This is a genomic window from Bacillus sp. T33-2, assembly GCF_002860205.1.
Lineage (GTDB): Bacteria > Bacillota > Bacilli > Bacillales > Cytobacillaceae > T33-2.
The window spans coordinates 172,393-194,060 of the sequence record NZ_PGVB01000010.1 but is presented as its reverse complement, the minus strand read 5'-3'; the positions used below and the strand labels follow the sequence as shown (position 1 = coordinate 194,060).

Annotated in this window: 24 protein-coding genes; 20 read left to right on the top strand and 4 right to left on the bottom strand. The window is 45.3% G+C overall.

Going from position 1 to position 21,668, the window contains the following annotated elements:
* Window positions 1-18: 18 nt before the first annotated feature.
* Window positions 19-465, top strand: coding sequence for a YlbF family regulator (locus CVD19_RS07885; protein WP_101581634.1), 447 nt, complete (start codon window positions 19-21; stop codon window positions 463-465).
* Window positions 466-498: 33 nt separating this feature from the next.
* On the opposite strand, the gene CVD19_RS07880 is transcribed toward CVD19_RS07885, so the two are convergent.
* Window positions 499-834 (bottom strand): hypothetical protein, encoded by a 336-nt coding sequence (locus CVD19_RS07880; protein WP_101581308.1) that lies wholly within the window; start codon window positions 832-834, stop codon window positions 499-501.
* 137 nt (window positions 835-971) lie between these two features.
* Here CVD19_RS07880 and CVD19_RS07875 point away from each other — a divergent pair, with 137 nt between their 5' ends.
* The 3 genes from CVD19_RS07875 (at window position 972) to coaD (ending at window position 2,768) form a co-directional block, all read left to right on the top strand.
* On the top strand, window positions 972-1,247 hold the full coding sequence (locus tag CVD19_RS07875; protein ID WP_101581307.1) for a YlbG family protein: 276 nt from the start codon (window positions 972-974) through the stop codon (window positions 1,245-1,247).
* Between the two features lie 467 nt (window positions 1,248-1,714).
* Window positions 1,715-2,287, top strand: coding sequence for a 16S rRNA (guanine(966)-N(2))-methyltransferase RsmD (gene rsmD / locus CVD19_RS07870; RefSeq protein ID WP_101581306.1), 573 nt, complete (start codon window positions 1,715-1,717; stop codon window positions 2,285-2,287).
* Window position 2,288: 1 nt separating this feature from the next.
* The gene (gene coaD, locus CVD19_RS07865; protein WP_101581305.1) at window positions 2,289-2,768 is read left to right on the top strand and encodes a pantetheine-phosphate adenylyltransferase; all 480 of its coding nucleotides are present in this window, start codon (window positions 2,289-2,291) and stop codon (window positions 2,766-2,768) included.
* Window positions 2,769-2,807: 39 nt separating this feature from the next.
* Here the strand turns inward: coaD and ylbJ are convergent, their stop codons facing one another.
* On the bottom strand, window positions 2,808-4,031 hold the full coding sequence (gene ylbJ, locus CVD19_RS07860) for a sporulation integral membrane protein YlbJ (protein WP_101581304.1): 1,224 nt from the start codon (window positions 4,029-4,031) through the stop codon (window positions 2,808-2,810).
* 434 nt (window positions 4,032-4,465) lie between these two features.
* Here ylbJ and CVD19_RS07855 point away from each other — a divergent pair, with 434 nt between their 5' ends.
* Together CVD19_RS07855 and CVD19_RS07850 are read left to right on the top strand one after the other, a co-directional pair.
* Window positions 4,466-5,251, top strand: coding sequence for a patatin-like phospholipase family protein (locus tag CVD19_RS07855; protein ID WP_101581303.1), 786 nt, complete (start codon window positions 4,466-4,468; stop codon window positions 5,249-5,251).
* 2 nt (window positions 5,252-5,253) lie between these two features.
* Window positions 5,254-6,279, top strand: a complete 1,026-nt coding sequence (locus tag CVD19_RS07850; protein ID WP_101581302.1) for a SepM family pheromone-processing serine protease — start codon at window positions 5,254-5,256, stop codon at window positions 6,277-6,279.
* A gap of 20 nt (window positions 6,280-6,299) precedes the next feature.
* Here CVD19_RS07850 and CVD19_RS07845 read toward each other — a convergent pair whose 3' ends face one another.
* Complete coding sequence (locus CVD19_RS07845; RefSeq protein WP_101581301.1) at window positions 6,300-7,514, bottom strand: nucleotidyltransferase; 1,215 nt, start codon at window positions 7,512-7,514, stop codon at window positions 6,300-6,302.
* Between the two features lie 148 nt (window positions 7,515-7,662).
* Here CVD19_RS07845 and CVD19_RS07840 point away from each other — a divergent pair, with 148 nt between their 5' ends.
* The 4 genes from CVD19_RS07840 (at window position 7,663) to CVD19_RS07825 (ending at window position 9,991) form a co-directional block, all read left to right on the top strand.
* A complete protein-coding gene (locus CVD19_RS07840; protein ID WP_101581300.1) occupies window positions 7,663-8,187 on the top strand; it encodes a YceD family protein in 525 nt (174 codons plus the stop codon).
* Window positions 8,188-8,209: 22 nt separating this feature from the next.
* Entirely contained in the window at window positions 8,210-8,383 is a 174-nt protein-coding gene (gene rpmF, locus CVD19_RS07835) for a 50S ribosomal protein L32 (protein ID WP_009791160.1), read from the top strand.
* 133 nt (window positions 8,384-8,516) lie between these two features.
* Window positions 8,517-9,275 (top strand): enoyl-CoA hydratase/isomerase family protein, encoded by a 759-nt coding sequence (locus CVD19_RS07830; protein WP_101581299.1) that lies wholly within the window; start codon window positions 8,517-8,519, stop codon window positions 9,273-9,275.
* A gap of 80 nt (window positions 9,276-9,355) precedes the next feature.
* A complete protein-coding gene (locus CVD19_RS07825; protein ID WP_101581298.1) occupies window positions 9,356-9,991 on the top strand; it encodes an RsfA family transcriptional regulator in 636 nt (211 codons plus the stop codon).
* 98 nt (window positions 9,992-10,089) lie between these two features.
* On the opposite strand, the gene CVD19_RS07820 is transcribed toward CVD19_RS07825, so the two are convergent.
* A complete protein-coding gene (locus CVD19_RS07820; RefSeq protein ID WP_101581297.1) occupies window positions 10,090-10,572 on the bottom strand; it encodes an N-acetyltransferase in 483 nt (160 codons plus the stop codon).
* 242 nt (window positions 10,573-10,814) lie between these two features.
* Between CVD19_RS07820 and CVD19_RS07815 the strand changes: the two genes are divergently transcribed.
* The 10 genes from CVD19_RS07815 (at window position 10,815) to CVD19_RS07770 (ending at window position 21,649) form a co-directional block, all read left to right on the top strand.
* The gene (locus CVD19_RS07815) at window positions 10,815-12,158 is read left to right on the top strand and encodes an acetyl-CoA carboxylase biotin carboxylase subunit (RefSeq protein ID WP_101581296.1); all 1,344 of its coding nucleotides are present in this window, start codon (window positions 10,815-10,817) and stop codon (window positions 12,156-12,158) included.
* Window positions 12,159-12,211: 53 nt separating this feature from the next.
* Complete coding sequence (locus CVD19_RS07810; protein ID WP_101581295.1) at window positions 12,212-12,424, top strand: acetyl-CoA carboxylase biotin carboxyl carrier protein subunit; 213 nt, start codon at window positions 12,212-12,214, stop codon at window positions 12,422-12,424.
* A 201-nt stretch (window positions 12,425-12,625) separates the two neighbouring features.
* The gene (locus CVD19_RS07805; protein ID WP_101581294.1) at window positions 12,626-14,167 is read left to right on the top strand and encodes an acyl-CoA carboxylase subunit beta; all 1,542 of its coding nucleotides are present in this window, start codon (window positions 12,626-12,628) and stop codon (window positions 14,165-14,167) included.
* 205 nt (window positions 14,168-14,372) lie between these two features.
* Window positions 14,373-15,272, top strand: a complete 900-nt coding sequence (locus tag CVD19_RS07800) for a 2-dehydropantoate 2-reductase (protein WP_101581293.1) — start codon at window positions 14,373-14,375, stop codon at window positions 15,270-15,272.
* A complete protein-coding gene (locus CVD19_RS07795) occupies window positions 15,273-15,665 on the top strand; it encodes a DUF3397 domain-containing protein (protein WP_101581292.1) in 393 nt (130 codons plus the stop codon).
* Between the two features lie 97 nt (window positions 15,666-15,762).
* Window positions 15,763-17,397, top strand: a complete 1,635-nt coding sequence (gene bshC / locus CVD19_RS07790; protein WP_101581291.1) for a bacillithiol biosynthesis cysteine-adding enzyme BshC — start codon at window positions 15,763-15,765, stop codon at window positions 17,395-17,397.
* Window positions 17,398-17,582: 185 nt separating this feature from the next.
* Window positions 17,583-18,014 carry a division/cell wall cluster transcriptional repressor MraZ gene (gene mraZ, locus CVD19_RS07785; RefSeq protein ID WP_101581290.1) on the top strand — a complete coding sequence of 144 codons (432 nt, stop codon included), beginning with the start codon at window positions 17,583-17,585 and terminating at the stop codon, window positions 18,012-18,014.
* Window positions 18,015-18,071: 57 nt separating this feature from the next.
* Window positions 18,072-19,004 carry a 16S rRNA (cytosine(1402)-N(4))-methyltransferase RsmH gene (gene rsmH / locus CVD19_RS07780; RefSeq protein WP_101581289.1) on the top strand — a complete coding sequence of 311 codons (933 nt, stop codon included), beginning with the start codon at window positions 18,072-18,074 and terminating at the stop codon, window positions 19,002-19,004.
* A 51-nt stretch (window positions 19,005-19,055) separates the two neighbouring features.
* Window positions 19,056-19,412: a cell division protein FtsL gene (ftsL, locus tag CVD19_RS07775; protein WP_101581288.1), complete on the top strand. Its 357-nt coding sequence runs from the start codon at window positions 19,056-19,058 to the stop codon at window positions 19,410-19,412.
* Window positions 19,412-21,649 (top strand): penicillin-binding protein, encoded by a 2,238-nt coding sequence (locus CVD19_RS07770; protein WP_101581287.1) that lies wholly within the window; start codon window positions 19,412-19,414, stop codon window positions 21,647-21,649. The genes ftsL and CVD19_RS07770 overlap by 1 nt, the downstream gene beginning before the upstream one ends.
* Window positions 21,650-21,668: the final 19 nt, after the last annotated feature.

Genomic DNA, 21,668 nt, shown 5'->3' with positions numbered 1-21,668 from the left:
TTTGGAGGTGGGCGGACATTGCTTGCTACAATGGAAAGAGTAGAGCTGCTGGATACAGCAGGCCAGCTAGTGCAAATGATTCTGGAGTCTGAAACTGCCGAGCATTACCGGCAATGTTTATATAGGTTGCAAAACAGTGAAGAATCGCAAAGAAAGATTGCCACTTTCATGTCCATGAAGGAAAGGTATGAAGAAGTGCAGCGGTTCGGAAAGTACCATCCTGATTACAGAGAAGTCATGGGCGCAATCCGGACTGTAAAACGGGAAGTAGATCTGGATGAGCTTGTGGCGGATTTTAAAAAGGCAGAAAACGAGCTTCAGAGCCTTTTGGATGAAATCAGCATCATAATTGGCCGCTCAGTATCGGACAATGTGAAAGTACCTACCGGGAACCCATACTTTGACAGCTTATCCAGCTGCGGCGGAGGCTGCGGCAGCGGCGGAGGTTGCAGCTGTTCTGCATAATAATAATGCACGGGCATCCATGCCTGTGCTTTTTTAGTGCTTAAAACCGCCGGGATCTAATCGGATACAGTCCTGGCACTGATTGCCGCAGCAGAACATCTTTCTCTGGGGCACAAAAAAACGATGCCGGTAGACATAAACGGGGCCATCAAGCCTGACAAAAACCGTGTTGCAATGCAATTTTTTCCCTTTCATTGCCGCGGCTGCGCTTAAACGGAGCGCTTTGCCGATTTCATCCTGGCCATGGCCGGGTGCTGGTTCAATATACAGAAACGGGATGCCGGCGGTTTTTTTATAATAAGCCGATTTTATGGCCTCCAATTGGTTAAGGCCTGCTATGAAATGGTTCCAAACAACTGAAAGATCCATAAAATCACCTGTTTTTTTAATTATCATATTCACAAAAATCTAAAGGTTCAAACGAAACGGTTTTCTGGATACTTCACAAAAAGTATTGCTGTATGCTAGAATGATGAAAAGCTAACGTTTTCAGAAGGGGAAAGAATATGATAGGACAGAGGCAGGGTGTAATCGTCTGGCTTTATTCGTTGAAGCAGGCGAAAATGTTGAGGAAATTTGGAAATGTCCATTACGTTTCTCGAAGGCTGAAATATGTAGTTTTATATTGCGATCTGGAAGACACGGATTCACTGATGGGGAAAATAAAATCCTATTCATTTGTTAAAAAGGTTGAGCCTTCATATAAACCATTTTTGAAAATGGAATTTGAGAATAAAGCTCCGGACAAAGCGAAAGAGTATGACTACAAAATGGGCATTTAAAAAGCGGGATGCATGCATCCCGCCTTTTCTTTGTTCCCAAGATGAAATTTGAAAAAAATTGGCTGACGTTGCTGTTTAGTTTTGGTATTTTTAAAGAAGGCGGAAGAAACAGTTTTTCGTGCCAATAAGAAAAAACCCTGCAATTTTGCAGGGTCCTTCTATATCCCTTTTACAGGATAGAAGGCAAAGGGAGAGGAGAAACCGGAGGAAGAACTTATGGGGAAACGTAAGTCTTCTCCGCGGTTGGCAACAACATCCTCGAATTGATGTTGTTAATGTCATTATTTCCACAATGAATGGAGTTATACACATTTTTCGACGAATTTTTTAAAATAAGTAACTTCCATACCATTATTTTAGGAAAATTAATTCGATGTATGGTCATTTTGGCACGGTATTGGATACATATTTTTCATTGTGGTAGGATAATGGGAGAATCGGATATTTGTGGAATAGCGGGGATTTTTATGAGAGTGGTATCAGGGGATTTAAAAGGACGGGCGTTGAAAGCCGTCCCTGGAAATACGACCAGGCCGACGACCGATAAAGTGAAAGAAGCGTTATTCAATATGATCGGTCCATATTTTATAGGCGGTTTGGGACTGGATTTATTCGCAGGCAGCGGCGGCCTTGGAATCGAAGCGTTAAGCCGGGGGCTTGATAAAGTGATTTTTGTCGACCGGGACGGGAAAGCGGTTCAGGTTGTCAATGAAAACATCAGGGCCTGCGGTCTGGAAGACAAGAGTGAAATATACCGAAACGATGCTGAAAGGGCGCTTAAAGCAGTGCAAAAGCGGGATCTTCAATTCAATTATATTTTCCTGGACCCGCCATATAAAAAACAGCAGCTCGTCAAGCTTCTGCAGCTCATTGAGGAACAAGGGCTCGCTGCACCTCAGGGAACTATCGTATGTGAGCACAGCTCGGATATCAAGCTGCCGGAATCAATAGGCGCATTATCAAAGGTGAAACATGAAACATATGGAATTATAGGCATTACGATTTTTAAGCTGGGTGTTGATGAAAAGGGGGAAGCATGAAGTGACGAGAATTGCTGTCTGTCCCGGGAGTTTCGACCCGATTACATACGGACATTTAGATATCATAACAAGGGGTGCCAGAGTCTTTGGGGAGGTGTATGTAGTTGTCCTGAACAACTCTTCAAAGAATCCCCTTTTCTCTGTTGAAGAAAGGATCAGCCTCATTAGACAAGTTACAAAGGATATTCCCAATGTAAAAATCGATTCATTCCAGGGCCTGCTTGTCGATTACGCAAAAACTGTGAACGCCAACGCTATCATCCGGGGACTGCGGGCGGTGTCCGACTTTGAATATGAAATGCAAATCACCTCCATGAACAGGGTCTTGAATGAAGATATTGAAACCTTTTTTATCATGACGAACAATCAATTTTCCTTCCTGAGTTCAAGCATTGTGAAAGAGGTAGCAAAATACGGAGGAAATATATCTGAGCTTGTACCCCCGGTGGTCGAGCAAGCGCTTATAAAAAAGTTTGCCTGAACGTCAAACAGAAAAACGAGCACAGCCCCGTGCTCGTTTTCATTTTTTTTCAGAAGAGTATATCCTTTGCCAGAGCAGGAAAACGTAAATACAAAGTGCCGCAATCGTGACGAGAGGGCCTGCAGCAGCGATTGCCTGGTGAACTTCCGCAAGCCTGTTCCCGCCATCCAAAATTCCGCTGGCAACTACGGCGTTCGACGTATTCTCTGATCCAAAAAAACGTACGTAAACAGGGTTCCATAGAATCAATGAATAAAAACTGGCAAAAAACCCATGAACGATCCTTGCAAAGAAAAATGGCTGAAAACGGATGTCAGTCTGGGCGAGGATGCTTGCAACCTGGGCTTGGACACTGAAACCACTGAAGGCAAGGACAAAGCTCGTGATCATCGCCTGCTGCATCAGTGTCGCATCCTTCACCTGGCTTGTCATCTGGCTACCGAGGGTAATCTCGAATAATCCGGAAATGAAAGGGAGGCTCAAGTTCTCCGTCATTCCCATCACACCGAGAAACATATTGAACAATTGTGCTAAAAAGGCAGTAATATGCAAATTAAAAAGAAGTTTATTGATTACCGAAAATAAAATAATAAATCCGCCGATCATCAACAGTGTCTGGATGGATGACATAACAGCATCCCCCAGCAATTTTCCAATTGGGCGGTTGTCTTTGATCCTTGTCTGGTGTAACGCTGAAAATGCTGCCCTAATCGAACGGTTCTTTTCCGAGCCATCCCGCAGTTCTTCATTTCTTCCGTAAAATCTCATTAACAGGCCGACGCTGATGTTGCCAAGATAATGTGCAACAGCAAGCATTGCACCTAAATGGACATTTCCAAAAAATCCGATCGATACAGCACCGAATATGAATAGTGGATTGGATGAATTAGTAAATGAGACGAGCCTTTCTGCTTCTATCCTTGAGAGTTGGCCTTCCTGCCTTAGCCTGGCTGACAATTTTGCTCCTGAAGGGTACCCTGAGGCCATCCCCATTGCCCATACAAACCCGCCAACCCCCGGTACCCCAAACAGTGGCCGCATCAACGGTTCAAGCAGCACACCGATAAACCTCACAACTCCGAATCCGATCAGCATTTCGGAAATGATAAAAAATGGGAGCAGAGAAGGAAAAACAATTTCCCACCACATTTTCAGGCCTCTGGTGGAAGCTTCAAATGATTCTTGTGGGAACGAGATGAGCGAGACTGCCATAATCGTTACAGACAAGGCAAGGACAATCGTTTTAAGTTTAGACAGAAACACTGTTAATCCTCCCTCCAGCGGGTATACTGCTGTGAAACTTGCCCGTTCAGTGATAAAATAAAGTGAAACTCCAATCAGTAGGGGGTTTTCTCCATCCCCCACTGATTGTTAGCTGAACCAATCGGGCTTTTACGTGCAGTTATCCCCCACCTATGCTGCTTCGATTACTCAGAGCATACAGGTGGGGTTTTACTGCCCGTTAATGCGGGATAAAATCTATTAAACAGGAACAGATCATGCAGAGGCGTCTTTGTCCATTAACATACTGTGGATGTACCAAAAAAGTCGGCTGCAGTGTACATCGGTTCCGTAAGGCGGCTGCCCTGTAGGCGCGGGCCTGCCCCCTTGTCCTCATATAAATCAATATACTCACGGAACGATAAAATAGACCATAAAAAGCCATTACATATCACTCTGGAAGAGGAGGAAGTGATTTGCTGCGTCCAAAAATTGGTTTAGCACTGGGGTCGGGAGGTGCCAGGGGATTTGCCCATCTTGGCGTGATCAAAGTACTGAAGGATGAGGGAATCCCGATCGATCTGATTGCCGGTAGCAGCATGGGGGCGATGGTCGGCTGCTTTTACGGGGCAGGCCTTGATGTTGAGCGGCTTTACAAATTATCCAGGGTATTCAAAAGGAAGTATTATCTTGATTTCACAGTTCCAAAAATGGGTTTTATCGCCGGAAAAAAGGTTAAGGAATTGATTCGGATATTCACTCATAACAAGAGGATTGAGGAGCTGGACATTCCTGTTGGGATAGTTGCTACCGACCTCGTTTCCGGTGACAAGGTCGTGTTTCGCGACGGGCCAATCGCCGAAGCTGTGCGGGCGAGCATTGCGATACCAGGCATATTTGTCCCCGAGAAGCTGAATGGCCGCCTCCTTGTCGACGGCGGGGTCGTTGACAGGGTGCCGGTATCGGTTGCCAAGGCAATGGGGGCAGATATTGTAATCGCTGTCGATGTATCGCATGTAAAGACTAACACAGAAATCACTTCGATTTATGACGTGATCATGCAAAGCATAGATATTATGCAGATGGAACTGGTGGCAAACAGGGAAATAGCTTCGGATGTGATGATCAGGCCGAGGGTTGAAATGTACAGTTCCAGGGCATTTACAAATATTGAAGACATCATTTATATAGGAGAAGAAGAAACTAAAAAGCAGATTGCCAAAATTAATAGTGTGATCGAGCATTGGAAGGAGCCTCAATAAGAATGAGCAGAAAAGCCTCATTTCGCCTTACCATCCTGGCAGCAGTGCTGCTTTTGGCAAGTGCGTTTTACTATCTTCCTTATTATGTATCCAAGCCAGGCATGGCAAAGGAGCTGGAACCAATAATAGAAGTCGAAGGCGGCTATGAGGAAGAGGGCAGCTTCATGCTGACAACAGTCAGGATGGGCAGGGCAAATATTTATTCATATGTCATCGCACACTTCAGCAAATACCAGGAGATATACAAACTGGAAGAAATACGGCCGGAGCATGAAACGGATGAACAATACACCGCCCGCCAGCTGCATTTAATGGATAACTCAAAATACACCGCCATGGAAGTGGCATACAAAGAAGCAGGCAAGCCTGTGGATTATCACTTTAATGGGATATATGTCGTAAGTGTTGTGCCAGGCATGCCGGCGGACGGGAAACTGGAAGTCGGTGACCAGCTATTCGGGGTAGACGGAACGGAGTTTCAGTCTTCACAACAATTTATCGAGTATGTTACGGGCAAAAAAGAGGGGGAAAAGGTAGAGATTGCATTTAAACGCAATGGCAAAAAAAGGACAGTATCAATACCAGTGAAGCGTTTTGACAATCGCAGTGAACGAGTGGGAATTGGAATTGTCCCTGATGACGACAAGGAAATCATTGTAGAGCCTGAGGTCAAAATGAAAACAGACGAAATCGGCGGCCCGTCAGCCGGATTGATGTTTTCTTTGGAAATATATAATCAGCTTACGAAAGAAGATTTTACAAAAGGGTATCAGATTGCTGGCACTGGAACAATCTCATCTGACGGGACAGTGGGCAGGATTGGAGGAATAGAGCAGAAAATCATTGCAGCCGACAAGTCGGGAGCTGAAATCTTCCTCGCCCCAGCTGAAAATGGAGCAGAGGATTCAAATTACAACGTGGCAGTCAAAACGGCACGCGACATTGACACAAAAATGAAAATCATCCCGGTCGATACTTTTGATGATGCTGTTTCATATCTGCAAAAATTAAAAGAAAAAACAAGCTGAAACAAATCCAGCTCGTTTTTTTACTTATCGATAAAAATCGGCGGATGGGTGAAATCCTGTTTCAGTAAGAGCTGCTGCCCGGGCCCATTGACACCGAGCGCGTAAATTTTTGACGACCTGACGTCAAGTTCAATGTCGGGCTCTTTGTAGGACGAAAGCTTGGATATGACGGGAAGCGCAAGATGGCTTTTGTTTCTATTTAAATAGTCCCTGCCTTTAGCCGTCATTCCCAGCAGCCTTAAATAGGAAGCTTTTTCGCTTACGGACACCATTTCATGCTTTTTCGAATTTGTTAATACATGTACACAGGCACGCTGAAGCCTTGTCCAAGTGTAACGTTTTGTTTTGATCCGTTCCATAAAATCATTAAACGATGATGCTTCCAAGGCCGCCTGGCAAAGGCGGTTCTCGAGCCCTTCCTCGATTTCATAAATCTCTCTCAATTCTGAAGGGCTTGTTTGCAGCAATTTGTACTTGAGAAGCGGCCAATAATTCTCCCAGGAGTGAAACTGGCCCAACATGTTTTTGTATTGTATGAGCAGCGTGTATGTGGAGGAGGGGACGAATTGTTTGATGAGGCTGCTCTCATCCGTTTCAGACAGTGCTTTTCTGATGCTCGTGGCACTCGCGATGGATTCGGATGCGAAATGTTCATCATGGTAGTCAGCGTTTTTTCTCGTTACAGTAAAAGCTGCCATCTGGCTTTTTTGTTTCCGGATTGCCATGACATATTGAAGGCCAAGAATATTATTGGGCCTGGATAAATCGATCAATCCTTTATGCGATGACAAGGCTTGAAAGCTCAAAGAAATCGCTTTTGGATAGCTTACACCGGTGGCTGAGTTCTTTTTTACAAGGCTTTGAAATTGGTCATTGTTTTGTTCAAGGAACGCTGCTGTGTCGGTAAAAGCCTGGATATCCCCCGATTCACTCCCAAAGCAGAGGAATTTGCAGCCGGAGGCACCAAGGATGGATACTGCACCATTTGCAAACGTTTCAGCTTTTTGGGTGGCAAACTTATATGGCAGCTCAAATACGAGATCTACACCTGCGAGCAGGCTCATTTCCGTCCGGCTCCACTTTGAAACGAGCGCAGGTTCGCCGCGCTGCAGGAAATTTCCGCTCATTACGGCAATTACAACATCAGCGCCCGATATCTCCTTCGCCATTTGAAGGTGGAAAGCATGTCCGTTATGGAAAGGATTATATTCTACAATTACACCAACTGCATTCATAGTGCCTTCTCCTTTATAAAAATAAATTCTAAAGCATTGCAAAGAGTTTAAACGACGGGTATTATGTGAACATTATAGTGTAAAGAAAAAACATTGACAAATGGTTATACGAAAGCTATAATTACCTTTGTTGCCTTGGGGTGATTCTATGAAATGGACAATAAGTCAGTTACAAAAATATCGAAGCAAGGATTTTCCGATCGACGAAACCGTCAATGTTGATGAGATCAAGGAGACTGATCCGTCAATTCGCAAGGTATCTCCGATGCATATAACTGGAAGAGCGGATATAAGCGCCACGAAAGTGACATTCCATTTGCATATAGAAGGTTATCTGATCCTTCCTTGTTCTCGAACATTAGTTGACGTTAATTATCCAATCGATGTTGAAACAACAGAAACCTTCCTTCTCAACGGCCACGATTACGAGACTGAAGAGGAGGTTCATCAGGTAAAAGGTGATGTGGTTGACCTTCAGCCAGTCATCAGGGAAATCCTTTTGCTTGAGGTTCCGATGCAAGTGTTTTGCGAGGAAGACACGAGCCAAAAAGGGGCGCCCCAGTCAGGTAAGGATTGGGAAGTCATCCATGAGCAGGAAAAGAAGGAAAAAGTGGATCCCCGGCTAGCCGGACTTGCAAAGTTTTTCGAGGAACCTGGTTCCTCGCGGGATTGAAACTCTTAAGGAGGTGGGAATAATGGCTGTACCATTTAGAAGAACGTCCAAAACTGCGAAAAGAAAACGCCGTACTCATTTTAAATTACAAGTTCCAGGTATGGTAGAATGCCCAAACTGCGGTGAAATGAAACTTGCTCACCGTGTGTGCAAGGCTTGCGGAACATACAAAGGTAAAGAGGTTGTAAACGACTAATTTACTTACATAAAAGCACAGGATGCGAAAAGCACCCTGTGCTTTTATTGCTTTTCGGGAACCTTGGCCTTTTGGCAAAAGAGGGAAATTGTTAAAATGAATTAACAATGCTGAATGGACCTGGAGGATTAAAATGGAGCCGTACATAATTTCAGAAGAAAAACCAGGCTTGCTGCTATTTACAATCAACAGGCCAGAAAAAAGAAATGCCGTGAATTATGAGGTGATGGATGGCCTTGAAAAAGCAATTGACAGGGCAGCACAGGCTGATATAAAAGCCCTGGGGATTACCGGGGCCGGCAGCCGGGCATTTTGTTCAGGCGGCGATTTATCCGCCTTCCACCAGCTAATGACGGAAGAACAGGCATATGAAATGCTCTCAAGAATGTCGGGAATTTTATATAATATTTTGGTTTTGCCAAAGCCTACTGTTGCTGTTTTAAATGGCACAGCAGTCGGTGGCGGCTGCGAGCTTGCCATGGCGTGTGACTACCGGATTGGAAGAAGCGGCATCAAAGCCGGCTTTGTCCAGGGAAATCTAGCAATAACAACCGGGTGGGGAGGAGGAACCATCCTGTTTGAAAAGCTTCCACCATCCAAGGCTTTAAAAATGGTTACAGATGCTGCGCTCCATACTGCAGACGATCTAAGGGATCTTGGCTATCTCGATGGCATTTATGAAGGAACCCCTGCCGATGGCTGTCTTTCATTTTTAGGACAAACACTTGATAAAGAGGTTGCGGTTTTACAATCTTTCAAGCGCATGTTAATAAAAAAATGGAGTGCAGCAAAAATTCGGGAACGGATCGAGGAAGAAGCGAGAAGCTGTGCTGTCCTCTGGGCAAGCGAAGCCCACCACTTAAAGGTTAAACAGTTTTTTGACAATAAATAATATTGATTTTCAGGCTGAGCACATTCTATCTTTCCTAGCAGACGCATATGAATGAATAAAAACACTAGGAGGATATGCTGATGCCGTTAACTCGTCAGGACGCCTGGAACCTGGATGAAGATCTATTGCTGGCTGAAGTAGTTTTGCGCCATATACGAGAAGGGGGAACTCAGCTCAAGGCATTTGAAGAAGTGGGCAAAAAGCTTTCCCGCACGGCGGCTGCCTGCGGTTTCCGCTGGAACTCATTTGTCCGCAAACAATATAAATCCGGTATTGAACTTGCCAAAAAACAGCGCAAGGAATCCAAGAAACAGCCAAAAGTGCAGGAAAAAGAGCACCTACAAGAAGAAACAGTGCCCAAGACAGAACCTGCAGGCGGGCAAGAGGCTTCCCCCGCGCCACCAGTGCTAAACTTGTCCGATGTAAAGCTGTTCCTCGACCAGCTTCATGAAAAGGCTCAAAAAACAAACGGCCAGGAAAAAAGTCTTGAAGAGCATGAAGGAAGAATTAAAGAGTTGGAGCGGCAAATCTATTACTTGTCTGCAGAAAACGAAAAATTGGAAAAAGAACTGAAAACAATAGAGGCGGACTATCGCGCATTAATTGAAATTATGGAACGGGCCAGAAAAATGGTCGTGTTAAAAGAAGAAGACAATCAGCATAAAGTAAAATTTCAGATGGCCCAAAACGGTAATCTGGAAAAAATAGAGAAATAATGAAAAGCGCCTAAGAGTTCTTGGGCGCTTTAAAGTGTCACAATATACAAAGTTCGAACCACCCGGCGGCTATACAAGCGAGGCAATGAATGAACTTATCATTCCTGCCGGTATACTTGTTCTTTGACGCCTTCCGGATACCAGACTAGCGGATTTTCACCAAGGTCGCGCTCAACTTCGTAATGGACTGGAGTGAACCCCATTTTCTCCCAGAAGCTTTGGGATTTAATTCTTGGGTTCGTTTTAATTGGCAGGCCAAAGCTCTTGGCGAATTCGACGAGGGCACTTCCGTAGCCTTTGATTTGATAATCTGGCAGAACTTCCAGCTTCCACAGCTCAAGATAATCCTGTGGAGGGTCGAAATAACGGTCAAATCTCGCGCCTACTCGATATAAACTCATTCGCGCAACAAGCTTATCCCCAAAGTAAATTCCGTAAAATGGAGAATCGCTGTCATTCTCAATCATATTTGCTTCAAGATCTTCGAGCATGGACAGCTCCTGGTGGCCGTAACCTTTAAACTCTTTAAAATCCTCCAAGGTCTTATAATTGATTTTCAGCTTTTCTACTTTATGGTCCATTGACATGTCCCCCTTTTCCTGATGCATATGTGTTGGCTCTTTTTATTATCTCCTGTAAAGATTCTTGAAGCTTCAATCGGTAAGTAATCGTTTTTTGTAGGAGCCTGTTTTAATTATATTATAAAAAAACAAAAAATTCCGCCTTCATTAACCGAAAACGGTTTCATTTTTTTTGCAGGAAGTTAACAGAATATTGTAGAATTTTATATGTTAAGGAATTTACCTCAGAAGGGGGAAACAGGGTGCGGAAAATTCTAATAGCCAACAGAGGGGAAATAGCGCTGAGAATCATACGGACCTGCCATCGAATGGGGATAGAAACGGTGGCAGTTTATTCTGATGCTGACAAAGAGCTGCCATTTGTGACGGAGGCGGGAAGTGCTTTCAGGATTGGGGAGCCGCCCGTTCAAAAATCCTACCTGAATGCCGAAGCAATAATTTCAATTGCCAAAGTTGAACAGGCTGACGGGATCCATCCAGGGTATGGTTTTTTATCGGAAAATGCCGATTTTGCAAAGAAGGCAGCCGAGGCAGGACTCACTTTTATCGGTCCTGACCCTGGCACCATTGAAAAAATGGGCGATAAAATTTTGGCCAGGAAAACGATGCAGGAAGCCGGAGTGCCAGTAGTCCCTGGCAGCGACAACGGAGTTCTGTCAGTCGATGAAGCTGTGATGCTCGCACAATCCATTGGCTATCCTGTGATGCTCAAGGCGAGCGGGGGAGGCGGCGGCATTGGGATGGTGCTCTGTGAAAATGAGCAGGCACTCGCTAAGCATTACCAATCAACAAGGGCAAGGGCCAAAGCCTACTTTGGCACAGATCTGGTATTCATTGAAAAATATATCAAAAATGCCAGGCATATCGAGGTGCAAATTTTTGCAGACAGGCATGGGAACTATGTCCATTTATTTGAAAGAGACTGTTCAATCCAGAGACGGCACCAGAAAGTGATCGAAGAAGCCCCGTCCCCTTTCTTGTCGGAACAAACCAGAAACAAAATATACAATACAGCTGTACTGGCGGCAAAGGCGGTTGGTTATGTGAACGCCGGAACAGTAGAATTTATCGTCGACGAAAACGAGAATTTTTACTTTTTGGAAATGAACACGAGGCTCCAGGTGGAGCATCCTGTCACAGAGGAAATTACCGGCCTCGACCTTGTAAAATGGCAAATCCTTGCCGCCCGGGGTGAAAGGCTGCCTCTGCTTCAACAGGATATAGAAAGAAAAGGCTGTTCGATCGAATTCCGGCTTTATGCCGAAGATCCTGTCACTTTCCTGCCATCCCCGGGCAGCCTTTCCGTGTTTTCATGGGAAGAAACGGAAGGGGTTCGCGTTGATTATGGGTATAAAGGAGGGTCGGCTGTCACCCCGTTTTACGATCCGATGATCGCGAAATGCATCATGAACGGGTCAAGCAGGGAAGAGGCACTTGACAGAGCGAGCCAATTCTTTCAGTCTCTCGCACTCGAAGGCATTAAAACAAACGCCCCATTATTTAAGGATATTTTAAATGAACCAGACTTTATTGCCGGTACATATACAACCGCGTACCTGTCCGAAAGAAAATTTGCTGCCAAATAGATTAAAAAAGCGGAAGCGTAACAGCGCTGAGGCAATACCATGGAGGAGAACAAATGAAGGAAATCACAGCTTCAATGGCGGGAACAGTATTGAATATTCTTGTATCCCCCGGTGATGATATTTCACCGGGCCAGGAGGTAATCATGCTGGAATCGATGAAAATGGAGATTCCGGTTGAAAGCCAGACAGCCGGCAAGATTGGCGCCATTCATGTAAACATCGGCGAATTCGTAAATGAAGGGGACGTATTAGTAGTTTTAGAATAGAAAAGCGGAAGCGCCTTGGTCAGCCCCGACATGCATAAGCTCCTGCAGCAGAACCTGATTTGCGATAGAGGCGGCTTATGACCCGAGTTGCTTAAAGCTATCGCTTTGCGCAAGATACTCATAGTAGCAAGTTCGGGGATAAAAACTGGCTAGGCTCTGGAGCTAGACGTAGGGAACACAGAACTTATTAGGAGGAGAAGGATGACGACGGCGAAGACATTATCTGATGCACTGCAGGATAAAATCCAGGAAATCCAGGCTGGAGGACATCCGAAATACCATGAAAAAATGAAGCAGCAAAATAAATTGTTTGTGCGCGAGCGGCTCAACTTGCTGTTTGATGACGGCAAGTATGAAGAAGATGCAAGATTCGCGAACTGCCAGGCAGAAGATTTGCCGGCGGATGGAGTCGTCACTGCAATCGGAAAAGTTGGCGGGCAGACTGTCTGTGTCATGGCGAATGACTCCACTGTCAAGGCTGGTTCCTGGGGGGCGAGGACCGTTGAGAAAATAATCAGGATACAGGAAACAGCCGAAAAACTGAAAGTGCCGCTCCTGTATCTTGTTGACTCTGCAGGAGCGAGAATAACTGACCAGCTCCAAATGTTTCCGAACCGGCGCGGGGCAGGCCGCATCTTTTATAATCAGGTAAAGTTATCCGGGATGGTGCCTCAAGTTTGCCTGCTGTTCGGTCCTTCTGCTGCCGGGGGTGCCTATATTCCGGCTTTCTGCGATATTGTCATCATGGTTGACCAAAATGCTTCGATGTATCTCGGCTCACCGCGGATGGCGGAAAAAGTGATTGGTGAGAAAGTCACCCTGGAAGAAATGGGCGGGGCACGCATGCATTGCTCTGTGAGCGGGTGCGGGGATGTGCTCGTATATAGTGAGGAAGAGGCGGTTGAAGCTGCAAAAAGATATTTAGCCTTTTTTCCAGCGAGCTTTAAATCAAAACCTGATAAAAAAGAAGGGGTCCAGCCGAAAAACGGGAAAAGCCTTGAGGACATTATACCTGTCAATCAAAACGCACCGTTTGATATATATGAATGTATCAACGCGATCATTGATAATGGAAGCTTTTTTGAAATCAAAAAGCTGTTTGCACCGGAATTGGTTACCGGACTTGCAAGAATCGATGGCAGGGCGGTCGGGATTATTGCAAACCAGCCAAAGGTTAAAGGTGGTGTCCTCTTTGTCGACTCCGCAGACAAAGGGGCGAAATTCATTCAGCTATGTGATGCCTACCATATTCCGCTTTTGTTTTTGGCAGATGTGCCAGGATTCATGATCGGTACGAAGGTGGAACGCGCCGGCATTATCCGGCACGGTGCGAAGCTGATTGCGGCGATGAGTTCAGCAACAGTCCCAAAAATATCAGTGATTGTCAGGAAGGCCTATGGAGCCGGGCTGTACGCTATGGCCGGCCCCGCCTTCGAACCGGATTGCTGCATTGCGCTGCCAACCGCCCAGATCGCTGTCATGGGACCGGAAGCTGCCGTGAATGCAGTCTATTCAAACAAGATCAATGAAATTGAGGATCCGAAGGAGAAAATCGCCTTCGTCCAGCAAAAGCAGCAGGAATATAAAGAACATATCGATATATATAAGCTTGCTTCAGAAATGATCGTCGATGATATTGTCGCCCCGTCCGATTTAAGGGGAGTGCTGATCCAGAGATTCTCGCTGTATGAAACGAAGGAAATGCATTTCAGCGAACGGAAGCATCCAGTTTACCCTGTCTAACTGGCAGGAAACCTGTCGTTCAGAAGGTTTATAGAACGATAAATAGCCATAGGATCACCAAAAAAGCGCAGGTGGCCGTTTCATGGCCGCTTGCGCTTTTTGGCATGGACTTTTGGACTAGACCTCACCCCGAAAAACGTTTCTTTCAATCGCAGGCAGATTTCTGCTAAAATATGACTATACAAGTTATTCGGGGAGTTACTTTATGAAGATAGGAATTATCGGCGGTGGGTCGATCGGCTTATTATTCGCTTATTATTTAAGTGGAAAGCATGATGTCACACTTTATACGAAAACAAGGGACCAGGCAAGCCTTATCCAGTCTGAAGGAATACATGTAATAAAAGGGGAGGAGCAATTGCATGCACGTTTTGAGGCATTCCCCATTGATGAGTGGAACGAAACATGTGATATAACTATCGTGTCAGTGAAACAATATCAGCTTTCAGGCCTTCTGGCCAAACTGCACAGCCGCATGGCTGGCGGGGGATGCTATCTTTTTTTGCAAAATGGCATGTCCCATTTAACAGGGCTTTCAGACCTGAAGGCATCACGCATTTATGTGGGTTCTGTTGAGCACGGGGCAGCAAAAATAAACGGTAATACAGTGAGGCATAATGGGAACGGCATCACTCGGGCAGCGGTCTTTAAAGGAAACCCGGACCTTCTTGCTGTTTTTTCCTCATCAGTCCCCCCATCCTTTCCTGTGGCAATTGAGAAAGACTATCACAAAATGCTTGTCAATAAACTAATTGTCAATGCTGTGATTAATCCGTTAACGGCTGTTCTGCGGGTCCCGAATGGCGAACTAGCGGATAATCCATTTTATTTTGATTTGTTAAAGCTTCTTTTTGAGGAAGTGGCAGATTCATTGGATATAGATTGTAAGTGGGAACAATTTCAAAATGTCGTGGCTGTTTGTAAAAAAACCTCGCAAAACCGGTCGTCAATGCTTAAAGACGTGGAAGAGGGACGGCCGACCGAAATCGATGCGATTCTTGGCTACTGCCTCGAATCTGCTGAAGAGAGAAAGATAGAAACACCGCTGATGCGGGCCTTTTACAGCTGCATAAAAGGCAGGGAGTATAAAAGGGAGGGGAATTAAATGAACGTTGTCTCCACGGTCATCGCTGCATTCGTCACCGTGCCGATCCTCGGGTATTTGATTATTTTTATTATAAGCAAGCAGTGGACGGGCAACCATCGCCGCTCTGTCCATACAGCGATTGACGGGAGTACGGTATTGTTCATTCTGTCCGTCCATTTTATAGCCGCGACTATTTGGGAAAGGTCATTTTTATGGCTTATCCTGCTTATTTTAGTATGCATCGCACTGATATTTGTCATCATACATTGGAAATATAAAAAGGAGATCGTTCTCCCGAAGGTTTTTAAAGGATATTGGCGCTTTAATTTCCTGCTGTTTTTTTCGGCATATATTTTTCTCGTGTTATTCGGGTTGATCCAGAGGGTTGCGATACTGGTTTCCATTCCGTAGACTGCGCTTTTCTTTAGGCAAAGTTTTTTTCTTTTCAAATGCAACAATGCTATACTCTTTAGAGTGAAAATGTTTACCAGAAAGGAAGTACAATTTGATGGAGATTTTGAATCTCTCATTGCCTGCCGCAAACCGGTTCGCAACAGACTACATGGCCGGAAGCCCTGTGCTGCAGAGCTTCTTTCATTATAATTACAAAGATGGAGCGTCTTATGAAAAACGGCTGGCCGAACTGGGCAAAAGGAGCTTTTACCGGCAGGAGATCGCCGGCCATATCGAGCGTTTTATGGCACGGTATCCTACCTCTGAAAAAGTTGCCAAAAGCATTGAAAAACTAAAAAAACCTGACAGTGCCGTCATTATCGGCGGACAGCAGGCAGGGCTTTTGACTGGTCCTTTATATAGTGTACATAAAGTTATATCGATCATTAAATTGGCCGAACAAAAAGAAAAGGAGCTTGGGGTGCCCGTAGTGCCGGTATTTTGGATTGCCGGTGAAGACCACGATTATCAGGAAGTCAATCATGTTTATGTGTTAAAGGATAATAAACCTGAGAAATGGGTGTATCCTGAAAAAGTCCTTGACAAGAAAATGGTGACAGACATTCCTTTAAACCGCGAGGCTTGTTTAAGCTGGGTTACCAGCATCTTTGAAACATTCGGGGAAACACACCACACAAACCAACTGCTTGACTTTGCCGGGAGAATAATTTCCACCTCTGAAACGTTCGTGGATTTCTTTGCTTCTATCATCATGGAACTTTTTAAAGATCACGGCCTGTTAATTGTGGATTCAGGGAACAGAGACCTTCGCAGGCTGGAAAGCGAATTTTTTATAAAACAGATCAACAGCTTCGACCGAATTACTCGGTCCGTTTTCGCACAGCAGGAAAAAACCGAGGCGGCCGGATACCGGAAGACTATTGAGATAAATGGGGATACGGCAAATCTGTTTTATTATGATGAAACGCATCAGGAACGGATTTTGCTGCATGCCGACCCGGAAACAGGCTTATTTTTCGGGAAAAATGGAGAGGTTCAGTTTACGAAGGAAGAATTGCTTAGGATTGCCGAGGAATATCCTGAAAGGCTCAGCAATAATGTTGTCACAAGGCCATTAATGCAGGAATGGATTTTTCCGACGCTTGCGTTTATCGGCGGCCCTGGTGAAATTGCCTACTGGTCTGAACTTCAACTGGTCTTCGAAAACGTGGGCATCTGCATGCCACCGCTCGTTCCGAGGCTGAATATTACGATTCTTGACAGGTCAATTGAGACCGATCTGAGTGAGCTCGGCCTCGACCTTAAGACGGCAATCGCCTCTGGCACAGGCCAAAACGAGCTTAAATACATCGAATCCCTGAAGGACAGGGAGTTAGAAGAGTATTTCCAAACAGCGAAGGAACAGCTAATCAGCCAGTATCAGCTGATCCGTTCCAAAACAGAACAAGTTGACAAAGGGTTGTTGCCTCTGCTGGCAAAAAACGAGGCGATGCTTTTAAAACAAATAGAATTTATGGAAGGTAAAATAGACGAATCAGTCTGCCGGAAGCACGACCATATCCTGAACAAGTTTAACAGGGTTGAAAATGCCTTAAGGCCTGCCGGTTCACCGCAGGAAAGAATATGGAATCCTTTTTATTATCTGAATACATACGGGCTCCATTTCATTTCCGACCTGCTTTCCCTCCATTATGAATTTGATGGGACACATAAAGTAATAAAATTGTAAAAAAGCTTCACCGCGCCCGCGGTTGAAGCTTTTTTATTTGTCACGGGCAATGTGGGGGATAGCCGAAAAGCGCGGTGCCGCGGTATTTGTGAGCAATTTTGGTGCACAGGGGGATTATTTAAAAATTATGTGGTGAAAAGTGGGGGGATGTGGTACATTGAATTTAGAAAGTGGGGGTAGTGGGCATGTTCATGGGAGAGTTCCATCACAACATTGATAATAAGGGCCGTCTGATCATACCGGCCAAGGTACGTGACCATCTTGGCGAAATGTTCATATTGACCCGGGGACTTGATCAATGTTTATTTGGATACCCGCTCTCTGAATGGAAAGTGATAGAGGACAAGCTGAAAGGACTCCCATTAACAAAAAAAGATGCCCGTGCGTTTACCCGTTTTTTCTTTTCAGGTGCTACCGAGAGTGAAATTGACAAACAGGGGAGAGTCAACATTCCTTCTCCGCTGCTGCAATACGCAAAACTTGAAAAAGAGTGTGTGATCCTTGGTGTTTCCAATCGAATTGAAATATGGAGCAAAGCTATCTGGGAAGAATATTTTGCAGAGTCAGAGGAATCTTTTGCTGAAATTGCAGAAAATATGATTGGATTTGATATTTAAGGGTATCGTTATATCGATATAATGATTGCCCGCCGATGATTGGAAGGATGGACATACATGTTTGAACACACAACAGTTTTGCTTAATGAAGCAGTAGACGGCCTTAACATCCGTCGTGACGGAATATACGTGGATTGTACTCTCGGTGGCGCGGGGCATAGCGAATTGATCCTTTCAAGGCTTAGCGGAAAAGGAAAGCTGTATGCTTTTGACCAGGATGAAACGGCTATCGCCCATGCGAAGGAAAAGCTTGCCGGCTACGGCGACCGCCTCACCATCATTAAAAGCAATTTTTTGCATTTGAAGGACGAGCTTGAAAATTTGGGAATCGATCAGGTGGATGGAGTTTTATATGACCTGGGTGTTTCATCCCCGCAGCTTGATACCGCTGAACGTGGCTTTAGCTACCATCACGATGCGCCGCTGGATATGAGGATGGACCAGGAGGCTGACATCACTGCATATGACGTAATCAACCATTGGAGCTATGAAGACCTTGTAAGGATTTTTTTTCAGTATGGCGAGGAAAAGTTCTCCAAGCAAATAGCGAGGAAAATTGAAGCAGTGCGAGCCAAAGAGCCGATCAAAACGACCGGAGGACTGGTTGAACTGATCAAGGAAGCCATTCCGGCACCGGCACGGCGAAAGGGAGGCCATCCGGCCAAACGAATATTCCAGGCTGTCCGGATCGCTGTCAATGATGAACTGGGTGTTTTCGAAAAATCACTTGAACAGGCGATTGACTTATTGAAAACAGGCGGCCGCATCAGTGTAATCACCTTCCATTCGCTTGAGGACAGGATTTGTAAGGTGACGTTGAAAAAAGGGAGCGAGACTCCACCGCTGCCGCACGGCCTTCCGATTATCCCGGATGAATTTAAACCGAAATTGAAATTGATAACAAGAAAGCCGATTCTTCCGTCAGATGAAGAGCTTGAGAACAATAACCGCGCAAGGTCGGCTAAACTGAGAATCGCTGAAAAATTATAAAAACATATAAAGAAACTTAAAGAGAGATTAAAAATTCCAGGAGGGAAAATGATGAGCAATTTGGCAAGGAAGCTGCAGCAGGAACAACAGCACAGCCCTGTTCAGGCACCAAAAAAAGCAACGGTAAAAAGGACATCATGGCTGACTCCAGGTGAAAAGCTTTTGGCCCTTTTGTTTGGATTGATGGTCTGTTTCGGGGGAACATATATCATCGCAAAACAGGCAGCCATTTATGAAATCAATAAAGACATTCAGTTGATGGAAAGCTCCATTCAGGAGCAGGAGAAAGTAAATAAAGATTTGGCCATGCAGGTAGATGAACTGAGTGCATACGAGCGGATCGAGGCGATTGCAAAAAAGCTCGGCTTCGCATTTGACGGGAATAATGTGAAGGTTGTGCAGGACTGATGGCAAAGAAACAACCAAATATGAATGCGGGAGCAGCGATATTATTTCTAATATTCAGCCTGCTCTTTTTTATCTTGATTTTCAGGTTTGTGACGATACAGGTTACCGGAGAAGCACACGGGCAGGCACTTGCCGCAAGAGCCCAGAAGCTGCATTCAGATCAAAAAGTAATCGAATCGAAACGCGGGACAATCTTTGACAGGAAGGGTGAAGTGATTGCTGAAGATACGGCGGCCTTCACGCTTGTAGCCATTCTGGATAAAAAGATGACAACAAATCCTAAAAAGCCGAGGCATGTGACCGATCCGGAATATACCGCGGGCAAGCTTGCCCAGTATATTGATATGCCTGAGTCGGAAATTTACAGCCGCCTCACGAAGAAGGGGCCGTTCCAGGTTGAATTCGGGAAAGCCGGCAGGGATATTTCGCAGCAGACAAAACAGAAAATTGAGAAACTAAAGCTTCCAGGAATCACATTTATAAGGGATTCCAAGCGTTTTTATCCAAACGGGGTATTCTCGTCCCATTTAATCGGTTTTGTCGAGAAGGAAGAAGAAGAGGACTACAAAAACGTGACGACTGTTACCGAAGGGACACTCGGGATAGAGAAAAGCTTGAATTCCTCTTTAACCGGCAAGGATGGTTCGGTTAAATTTGAAACAGATCTGTGGGGCTTTTTGCTGCCGGACAGTAAAAAGGATATTATTCCGGCACAGAATGGGGACAACGTCTATTTAACACTGGATAAAAAAATCCAAATTTTTTTAGAGGACGCGATTTCTGAAGTTGACAAGCAATACAAGCCGAAAAAGATCTTTGCGGTGGTGGCCGATCCGAAAACCGGTGACATTTTGGCAATGGGCCAGAGGCCGACCTTCCATCCGCAAACAAGGGAAGGGCTTGAAAAGACTTGGCACAATGAAATTATAGAAACATCCCTTGAACCTGGCTCCACCATGAAGGTATTTACTCTGGCAGCTGCGGTCCAGGAGAAAAAGTTCAATCCGAATGACACATTTCAATCGGGTTCCTACGAGGTGACTCCAAAAGCTCCGCCCATTAAGGACCATAATAACGGCAGGGGATGGGGCCCAATTACTTACCTTGAAGGGATACAGCGATCGTCAAACGTGGCTGTATCAAAACTGGTTCAAGAACAAATCGGTGTTGACAAATATCGTGAATACTTGACGAGATTTGGGTTCGAACAGCCAACAGGGATTGATTTGCCTGAAGAGGTAACAGGTAAAATCCTGTATGACTGGCCGGTCGAAAAAATAACAACGTCTTTTGGACAGGGGACAACCTTGACCCCGATACAGCTCGTACAGGCTGCCACAGCGATTGCCAATGACGGAAAAATGATGAGGCCGCGGATTATTGACCAGATCGTCGATTCAGACACGGGAGATATCATAAAAAAATCCGAGCCTGAAGTAGCTGGAGAGCCAATATCAGCCGAAACGGCCAAGGAGGTTCGCGACATCCTCGAAACAGTCGTTACAGCTGAACATGGGACTGGCCACAATTACCAGATTGATGGCTATCAGGTTGCAGGCAAAACCGGGACGGCCCAAATTCCGGGACCAGATGGCAAGTATATGACAGGGCATAAAAATTTCTTGTTTTCATTTTTGGGAATGGCACCAAAAGACGATCCGAAACTTGTCATCTATGTAGCAGTCCAGCAGCCTGAAATCCAGGAGGACACGAATGGCTCTGTCCCGGTTTCGATGATATTCAATAAGGTAATGAAAAGCAGCCTCCAGTATTTAAATATCCAGCCTGCAGCGCAGGAAAAAGCCTCTGCGGATCATGTGCCGGATATATCAGGCATGACAGTCGAGGAGGCGGGCGGAGTACTGGAGTCGAAAGGCTTTAATCCCGTCATTTTCGGTTCAGGCGCCAATATAGAAAAACAAGTCCCGAAAGCCGGTTCATTGGCCCTTGAAGGGGAAAAAGTCATTTTGAAGACGAACGGCGACCTGGCTGTGCCTGACATGAATGGATGGTCACTGAGGGATGTCATGAAGCTGGCCCAGTCCGCTGGCCTTAAGTTGAACAAATCTGGCAGCGGCTATGTCGTGAAGCAAAGCCTTAATCCCGGTGCCCCGGTTAAAGCCGGCGACTTCTTGATTGTTGATCTGGAAACGCCTGAGCAGCAGTTTATCAAAGCCACACAAAAGCCTGCAGCAGAAGATGCAGCAGATGGAACAGAGGAAACAGCCGGCGGCTGATCCTCTGTTTTTTTTAACT

What these genes read in the sequence shown, in the direction of transcription:
- CVD19_RS07880 (WP_101581308.1), bottom strand. Translation starts at nt 834, where the DNA reads ATGGATCTTTCAGTTGTTTGGAACCATTTCATAGCAGGCCTTAACCAA.
- CVD19_RS07875 (WP_101581307.1), top strand. Translation starts at nt 972, where the DNA reads ATGATAGGACAGAGGCAGGGTGTAATCGTCTGGCTTTATTCGTTGAAG.
- rsmD (WP_101581306.1), top strand. Translation starts at nt 1,715, where the DNA reads ATGAGAGTGGTATCAGGGGATTTAAAAGGACGGGCGTTGAAAGCCGTC.
- CVD19_RS07850 (WP_101581302.1), top strand. Translation starts at nt 5,254, where the DNA reads ATGAGCAGAAAAGCCTCATTTCGCCTTACCATCCTGGCAGCAGTGCTG.
- CVD19_RS07845 (WP_101581301.1), bottom strand. Translation starts at nt 7,514, where the DNA reads ATGAATGCAGTTGGTGTAATTGTAGAATATAATCCTTTCCATAACGGA.
- CVD19_RS07840 (WP_101581300.1), top strand. Translation starts at nt 7,663, where the DNA reads ATGAAATGGACAATAAGTCAGTTACAAAAATATCGAAGCAAGGATTTT.
- rpmF (WP_009791160.1), top strand. Translation starts at nt 8,210, where the DNA reads ATGGCTGTACCATTTAGAAGAACGTCCAAAACTGCGAAAAGAAAACGC.
- CVD19_RS07830 (WP_101581299.1), top strand. Translation starts at nt 8,517, where the DNA reads ATGGAGCCGTACATAATTTCAGAAGAAAAACCAGGCTTGCTGCTATTT.
- CVD19_RS07825 (WP_101581298.1), top strand. Translation starts at nt 9,356, where the DNA reads ATGCCGTTAACTCGTCAGGACGCCTGGAACCTGGATGAAGATCTATTG.
- CVD19_RS07820 (WP_101581297.1), bottom strand. Translation starts at nt 10,572, where the DNA reads ATGGACCATAAAGTAGAAAAGCTGAAAATCAATTATAAGACCTTGGAG.
- CVD19_RS07810 (WP_101581295.1), top strand. Translation starts at nt 12,212, where the DNA reads ATGAAGGAAATCACAGCTTCAATGGCGGGAACAGTATTGAATATTCTT.
- CVD19_RS07805 (WP_101581294.1), top strand. Translation starts at nt 12,626, where the DNA reads ATGACGACGGCGAAGACATTATCTGATGCACTGCAGGATAAAATCCAG.
- CVD19_RS07800 (WP_101581293.1), top strand. Translation starts at nt 14,373, where the DNA reads ATGAAGATAGGAATTATCGGCGGTGGGTCGATCGGCTTATTATTCGCT.
- CVD19_RS07795 (WP_101581292.1), top strand. Translation starts at nt 15,273, where the DNA reads ATGAACGTTGTCTCCACGGTCATCGCTGCATTCGTCACCGTGCCGATC.
- bshC (WP_101581291.1), top strand. Translation starts at nt 15,763, where the DNA reads ATGGAGATTTTGAATCTCTCATTGCCTGCCGCAAACCGGTTCGCAACA.
- mraZ (WP_101581290.1), top strand. Translation starts at nt 17,583, where the DNA reads ATGTTCATGGGAGAGTTCCATCACAACATTGATAATAAGGGCCGTCTG.
- rsmH (WP_101581289.1), top strand. Translation starts at nt 18,072, where the DNA reads ATGTTTGAACACACAACAGTTTTGCTTAATGAAGCAGTAGACGGCCTT.
- ftsL (WP_101581288.1), top strand. Translation starts at nt 19,056, where the DNA reads ATGAGCAATTTGGCAAGGAAGCTGCAGCAGGAACAACAGCACAGCCCT.
- CVD19_RS07770 (WP_101581287.1), top strand. Translation starts at nt 19,412, where the DNA reads ATGGCAAAGAAACAACCAAATATGAATGCGGGAGCAGCGATATTATTT.